The sequence below is a fragment of the Binatus sp. (SeqCode) genome, assembly GCF_049584895.1.
Taxonomy (GTDB): Bacteria; Desulfobacterota; Binatia; order Binatales; family Binataceae; genus Binatus.
Genome location: NZ_JBAUYR010000066.1, coordinates 20,823 through 27,475, shown reverse-complemented (window position 1 = coordinate 27,475; position 6,653 = coordinate 20,823). Strand labels below are relative to the sequence as shown.

Sequence of the window (6,653 nt, the reverse complement as noted above, 5' to 3'; positions counted from 1 at the left end):
CTGGTCGTGAACAAGATTCGCGGCACGCTGTCGTGCGTAGCGGTCAAGGCGCCGGGTTTCGGCGATCGGCGCAAGGCGATGCTCGAAGATATCGCGATCCTGACCGGTGGACGCGCGATTTCCGAGGAACTTGGACTCAAGCTCGAGAACATCACGTTGAACGACCTGGGCCGCGCCAAGCGCATCGTCGTGGACAAGGACAACACCACGATCATCGACGGCGCGGGCAAGAAGGCCGACATCGAGGGTCGTATCAAGCAGATTCGCGCGCAGATCGAGGAGACCACTTCGGACTACGATCGCGAGAAGCTGCAGGAGCGGCTGGCCAAGCTGGTCGGCGGCGTCGCAGTGATTCGCGTCGGCGCGGCGACTGAAGTCGAGATGAAAGAGAAAAAGGCACGCGTCGAAGACGCGCTGCATGCAACCCGCGCCGCGGTCGAAGAGGGCGTGGTCCCCGGCGGCGGCGTCGCGCTGATTCGCGCGTCGGGTGCGCTCGACAATATGCGCGCGAGCGAGGTCGAGAAGGTCGGCATCGCGATCATTAAGAGAGCGATCGAAGGACCGGCCTGGTGGATCGCATCCAACGCCGGATGGGAAGGATCGGTGGTGGTCGACAAGATCAAGAACAACAAGGGCGCGTTCGGATTCAACGCGGCCAGCGAGGAGTTCGAGGATCTGATGAAGGCCGGAATCATCGACCCGACCAAGGTCGTGCGCAGCGCGCTGCAGAATGCAGCGTCGGTTGCGAGCCTGCTACTCACCACCGAATGCATGGTGGCCGAGAAGCCTGATGAGAAGGGCGCGGGCGCCGGCGGTGGAATGCCGGGCGGAATGCCTCCCGGTGGCATGATGTAGGACTGAGAATAAAGCTGAGACTGATGCAGCGGCGGATCCATCGAGGGTCCGCCGCTGTCTTTTTGATATTCTCGACGGCTCGACGCGCGCGTAGCGCTGACTTCTGTCACTGCGATGCTACAAATCACTTGCGTGCAACGCTGATCGTGAATTCCGATCACCGCGCCCGAACCGACTGCACTCAAATAGTCAATTAAACGGCTCCGAATTGCATTTGGCTAGCCTGTCCTGAAATCAGGCAGTTGCTCTCAACGCCCGCATTCCTTGGCCCCGCCCTTGCTAAATAGCCTTCACGGATCGCAGCTGTGTGACGCCTTGGGGACTGGGCTGGCGCAGTGCTCGTCCATGGAGGTGCCGCTGATGGCAGTACGAGTGCTCATTGCGGACAGCTCGGGGATCTCCCGCGACATCATGCGTAATCATCTTGAATGCGGCGGATGTCAGGTAGTAGCGGAGACCGAGACGGTTGCGCAGACAATCGATCTCTTCCGCACTACGCGGCCGGATGTCGTCACGCTCGACATCGGGCTGCGGAGTGAGCGTGGGCTCGACGTCTTGTCGCTGTTCAGGATGATTCGACGCGAATCGCCGGAGACGTCGATCGTTATCGTCAACGCCTCGCAAGCACCCGACGATAATCGAGTCTACCTGCGCGAGGGCGCGCTCGAATGTATCGTCGAGCCCTTCGACAGTTATGGGCTCGAGAGGATGTGGCGGAAGCTCTCGGATCTCTATCCGGAGCTGAAGCGGAGGGACGAAGCAGCATCGGGGCGCTGATAGCTACCGACCATCAGTCAATCGAACGTTCCAGCGCAACCATCAGGCGTTCGACTAAGAGGGGCTGGCCGGGCAAGCAATTGATCCAGAGCACCCATCCCGAATTCTCGCTCGAATAGAGCGGCGCCGGGGTGCCACAATAAAATGCGCGGGTCGCGCCCTGCGATACGTCGCTCAGCACGTGAACGTGGCCGAGCGCGACGTAGTCGTAGCGCGAGCGCTCGATGTCGGCGGGCGTGATCGGCGACGACCGCTCTATCTCGCCTTCCTCCATGAAGAAGCCGTGCGCGAGTGCGATGTTCCAGCGGCCTTCTGCCGGCTCGGGCACTCCGCTCATCGGGCGGTAGTCGGGAGTATGCTCGACGAGAGCGCGGCCCCATACACGAGCGGCCAGATCGGGAAAATCGATCGTCCTGCCTTCGGGCTCGAGGATCAGGTGCAGGTTTTCTGGAAGGACGCCAGGCGCGAGGCCCGCATAAATCGATCTTTCGTCGTGAGCGTCGTGGTTGCCGGGGATCATCACCACCGGCATCTGCGCGCGGGCGATCGTGCCCATCGCGAACGCGAGGCCCTCCTCGGTGACGCGCGCAGAATCGAACAGGTCCCCGACTATCAGCAGCATGTCGGCGTTGCGCTCGTTCGCGATGTCGACTACGCGGCCGAAGGCGGTGCGCACCTTGTCGCGCAACTGGATGCCGCGCTCGCCGGACCCGAATGTGTCGGTCTCGAGATGAACATCGGAAGTGTGGACGATCTTCAGTGGGCGATGCGGCAGTTTAGCTGACAAAATTGCGTCCTTCGATGCGCCAGTCGGGTTGTGGGCGCTCAGTTCCGGTCGATGGGAACATGCTGTACAGTCAGATTTACTAAAGTTCGAGCGCTCATACCATCGCAAAGCATTATCGCAGAGGGTTTATCACTTGATCGTCGTAATGAAAGCGCATGCCACTGAGGCCGAGATTCAGGCCGTAGCCAGGATGGTCGAAGAACTGGATTACAACGCGCACATTATTCGCGGCGTCGAGCGCACCGTGGTCGCATGCGTCGGCGATGAGCGCGGCGAGCAGCATCAACTGACGCATCTCGAGTCGGTCGCGGGAGTCGAGCGTGTGATGCCGGTGGTGCGGTCGTTCAAATTGTCGTCGCGCGAGGTGCGGCCCGAGGGCTCGATCGTCAAAGTCGGCAACATGGAGATTGGCGGCAAGCGAATCGCGGTGATCGCGGGACCGTGCGCGATCGAAAGCGAACAGCAGGTCGAAGCCGCCGCCGATGCGGTGAAAGCGGCCGGCGCTCACGCGCTGCGCGGCGGAGCATTCAAGCCGCGGACGTCGCCGTACTCGTTCCAGGGAATGGAGGACGAGGGACTCGTGTTGCTCGAACATGCGGGGCGGCGAGTCGGCCTGCCGGTGGTTACCGAAATAATGGATCCGCACGATATCGATCTCGTCGCCGAGCATTCGGACATGCTGCAGGTCGGCGCGCGCAACGCGCAGAATTTTTCGCTGCTGCGCCGCCTCGGAAGAATCAAGAAGCCTGTCCTACTCAAGCGCGGCATGTCGATGAAGCTCGAAGAGTTCATGATGGCGGCGGAATATATTTTGTCGGAGGGCAATCCCAACGTCGTGCTGTGCGAGCGCGGGATTCGCACCTTCGAGACTGCCACGCGCAACACGCTCGATCTGAACGCGGTGCCGGTGCTGAAGGAATGGACGCATCTGCCGGTGTTGGTCGATCCGAGTCACGGCACTGGCATCTACAAGATGGTGGCGCCGATGGCCCTGGCAGCGATCGCGGCGGGCGCGGATGGGCTGCTGATCGAGGTGCACCCGAAGCCCGAGAGCGCGTTGTCAGATGGACCGCAGCAGTTGAAGCCGTCGCGATTCGCGGACTTGATGAAGACTCTGAAGCCGCTGGCCGAGGCGGTGGGAAGAACACTGTAGTTGGCGGTGCGATTTATCCGGTTCCCCTTCCCACTGTGGGAAGGGGTTAGGGGTTAGGTTGCTTTTGTCGCAGCGCCTCCCTGATGTAGTCGACTGCTGCTTCAACATCGATCATCCCCTCGTTCGGAATTTTGAGGACCCGAACCCCCGCCCGAATGATGGTTTTGTCGCGCGATTGGTCGTACTTCCACTGTTCCTGATGAACCCCTCCGTCTAGTTCGATCGCCAATTTGGCGGCTGCGCAATAAAAGTCGACGACATATCCTTCGATTACCTGCTGGCGGCGAAAATGAAATCCGTCGATCGCATTTCGTCGAAGGGCCGCCCAGAGTCTGCGCTCCGCCGGGGGTCATCTCTCGCCGCAATCGCTTTGCGAGAGAAAGCTTGTCCGGTGACACATATTTGCCACGCGTGACTTTGCGGCTTGGTGTCATAGGCATAGCGCGTTCAGATTACCTAACCCCTAACCCCTTCCCATAGTGGGAAGGGGAACAAGATAAAAACACCCTTTACGCACGGGTTGCACTCGAGATCCATCGGCGATATTTCAGACAATGATCCTCGCTCGAGGTGCTGAGAGAAGTTTCCCAAACTCAGGATCGCGAAAGGAGAATTATCATGGCAGGTAAGGCAGTCAAACCAATCCCCGATGGGTACCACACCGTCACTCCATTCTTGAACGTGAAGGGCGTGGCGAAGCTGATCGACTTTCTGAAGTCGGCGTTGGGCGCCGAGGAGGTTATGCGGATGCCCGGACCTGACGGCACCGTGATGCATGCCGAAGTGAGCATCGGAAATTCGCGGCTGATGCTTGGCGAGCCGATGCAGACCGGGGCCTCGACCAGTGCTTTCTATGTTTATGTGAGCGACGTGGACTCGCTGTACAAACGGGCGACCGGCGCCGGCGCAAAGTCAGTCAGTCCGCCGACCGATCAGTTCTGGGGCGATAGAATGGCCACAGTGACCGATCCGTTTGGAAATACCTGGTCGCTCGCCACGCACAAAGAGGATCCAACTCCCGAGGAGATGGCCCAGCGGATGGCCTCCGCTAACCGCTAAAATCGAGCTGCAAAGCGAGGGGATCCCTAAAAAGGCCCCTCGCCTCTCGATTGTAAATCTTACCGCCGGTTTTCGATTTCAGGCGTTCGCAGTCTTTGCATTATGTGCAAATTACACTAGGTTGAGTGTCCCCAAAGGAACATCATGCGCACCGACCACTCCAGCAGCGCAACGAACTCAAGATTCGCGAAACAAAAATCTGCCCGCGCCGTGTCAACCAAGACGGTTGAGCGTCTCGAAAAGGCGCCCACCGGCATCACTGGCCTCGACGAGGTAACTTTAGGCGGGCTCCCGCGCGGGCGGGCGACGCTGATTTGCGGCAGCGCAGGATGCGGCAAGACCATGCTCGCCGTCGAGTTTCTGGTCAACGGCGTTCGCGATTACGGGGAGCCGGGAGTTTTCGTCGCCTTCGAGGAAACCAAGGACGAGCTGGTCGTAAACTCGGCTTCGCTCGATTTTGATCTCGGCCAACTCGTCCGCCAGGGCAAGCTCGCGATCGATCATATCCACATCGATCCGAACGAAATTGCCGAGACCGGCGATTACGATCTCGAAGGACTTTTCATCCGGCTCAAGTATGCGATCGAGTCGGTCGGCGCGAAGCGGGTGGTGCTGGATACGATCGAGACGCTGTTTTCAGGATTTACCAACACGGCACTTTTGCGCGCTGAGATCCGGCGGCTGTTTCAATTCCTGAAATCGTTCGGCGTAACGGCGATTGTCACGGGCGAGCGCGGCGAAAACGCGCTGACACGTTTCGGTCTCGAGGAATACGTCGCCGACTGCGTGATCCTGCTGGACCATCGCGTCAACGATCAGATCACCACGCGCCGCATGCGGATCGTCAAGTACCGCGGCAGCAGCCACGGCACCAACGAGTATCCGTTCATCATCGATGAGCAGGGATTTTCAGTGTTGCCGGTCACCTCGATGGCCCTGCAGCACAAGGTCTCCAGCGAGTCGATCCCGACCGGCGTGCCAGACCTCGACGCGATGCTGGGAGTCGGCGGCTACTATCGGGGTAGCACCATTCTGATTTCGGGTACCGCGGGGATGGGGAAGAGCTCATTTGCCGCGGCGCTGGCGCGTTCGGCATGCGAGCGTGGAGAACGCGTCCTTTACTTCGCCTTCGAAGAATCTGCGCAGCAGATTGTGCGTAACATGCGATCGGTCGGTATCGACCTGCAGCCGCATCTCGACAACGGAAGGCTGCGGATCGTCGCACAGCGTCCGTTTCAACATGGGCTGGAGATGCATCTTGTTTCGATGCACAAACAGATCGATCAATTCCGGCCGAGCGTTGTTATCGTGGATCCGATTTCGAACTTGATTTCTGCCGGCACCGAGCGAGAAGTAACCGCGATCCTTACCCTGCTGATCGACTTCCTCAAGAGCGAGGGCATCACCGGGTTTTTCACCGTACTCACAGAGAATGGCGGACGGCTCGAAACGTCCGACGTCGGAATTTCGTCGCTGATCGACACCTGGATGCTGGTGCGCGATATCGAGGTTTCCGGCGAGCGCAATCGCGGGCTTTACGTCCTGAAATCGCGCGGGATGAATCACTCGAATCAGATCCGCGAGTTCATCCTGAGCAGCAAAGGAATCAAGCTGGTCGAGGTTTATCTCGGGCCCTCTGGTATGCTCACCGGATCGGCGCGAGTGGCGCTCGAGGAGCAGGAGCGTGACGCGTCGATGCGGCAGGCGGATGAGAGCGAACTCAAACTTGCTCAGCTCGAACATAAGCGCAAAGCCATGGAAGCGCATATCGAAGCGCTGCGCGCTGAATTCGAGGCAGATTCGGCAGTGGTAAAGAAAGCGGTTTCACTCGATACCAAACGTAAAAAGCAGCTGATCGAGAATCAGTCGGTCATGGCGAAGAGCCGCAAGGTCAGCGGCAACTTGCCTCAAACGTCAAAGGGTAAATAATGGGAATCAGGGAGGCGCGGTGAAGAAAAAGATCACCTCGCCAAAGAGGCCGGGTCAGTCGCGATCGCGAAAGTCGCTTGGGATCAATAACGC

General features: G+C 59.4%; 7 protein-coding genes. 5 read left to right on the top strand and 2 right to left on the bottom strand.

The window, feature by feature from the left end:
• A partial coding sequence (gene groEL, locus WB650_RS12440) for a chaperonin GroEL (RefSeq protein ID WP_423960674.1) occupies nucleotides 1-855 on the top strand: 855 nt, incomplete at its 5' end.
• 360 nt (nucleotides 856-1,215) lie between these two features.
• On the top strand, nucleotides 1,216-1,632 hold the full coding sequence (locus WB650_RS12435; RefSeq protein WP_422300895.1) for a response regulator: 417 nt from the start codon (nucleotides 1,216-1,218) through the stop codon (nucleotides 1,630-1,632).
• A 13-nt stretch (nucleotides 1,633-1,645) separates the two neighbouring features.
• Here WB650_RS12435 and WB650_RS12430 read toward each other — a convergent pair whose 3' ends face one another.
• Nucleotides 1,646-2,419: a metallophosphoesterase family protein gene (locus tag WB650_RS12430; RefSeq protein WP_422300896.1), complete on the bottom strand. Its 774-nt coding sequence runs from the start codon at nucleotides 2,417-2,419 to the stop codon at nucleotides 1,646-1,648.
• A gap of 133 nt (nucleotides 2,420-2,552) precedes the next feature.
• Between WB650_RS12430 and aroF the strand changes: the two genes are divergently transcribed.
• Nucleotides 2,553-3,572: a 3-deoxy-7-phosphoheptulonate synthase gene (gene aroF / locus WB650_RS12425; protein ID WP_422300897.1), complete on the top strand. Its 1,020-nt coding sequence runs from the start codon at nucleotides 2,553-2,555 to the stop codon at nucleotides 3,570-3,572.
• Between the two features lie 46 nt (nucleotides 3,573-3,618).
• On the opposite strand, the gene WB650_RS12420 is transcribed toward aroF, so the two are convergent.
• Nucleotides 3,619-3,876 carry an endonuclease domain-containing protein gene (locus tag WB650_RS12420; protein WP_422300898.1) on the bottom strand — a complete coding sequence of 86 codons (258 nt, stop codon included), beginning with the start codon at nucleotides 3,874-3,876 and terminating at the stop codon, nucleotides 3,619-3,621.
• A 314-nt stretch (nucleotides 3,877-4,190) separates the two neighbouring features.
• On the opposite strand from WB650_RS12420, the gene WB650_RS12415 reads away from it, so the two are divergent.
• Together WB650_RS12415 and kaiC are read left to right on the top strand one after the other, a co-directional pair.
• Entirely contained in the window at nucleotides 4,191-4,631 is a 441-nt protein-coding gene (locus WB650_RS12415) for a VOC family protein (RefSeq protein ID WP_422303588.1), read from the top strand.
• 210 nt (nucleotides 4,632-4,841) lie between these two features.
• Complete coding sequence (gene kaiC, locus WB650_RS12410; protein ID WP_422303589.1) at nucleotides 4,842-6,560, top strand: circadian clock protein KaiC; 1,719 nt, start codon at nucleotides 4,842-4,844, stop codon at nucleotides 6,558-6,560.
• Nucleotides 6,561-6,653: the final 93 nt, after the last annotated feature.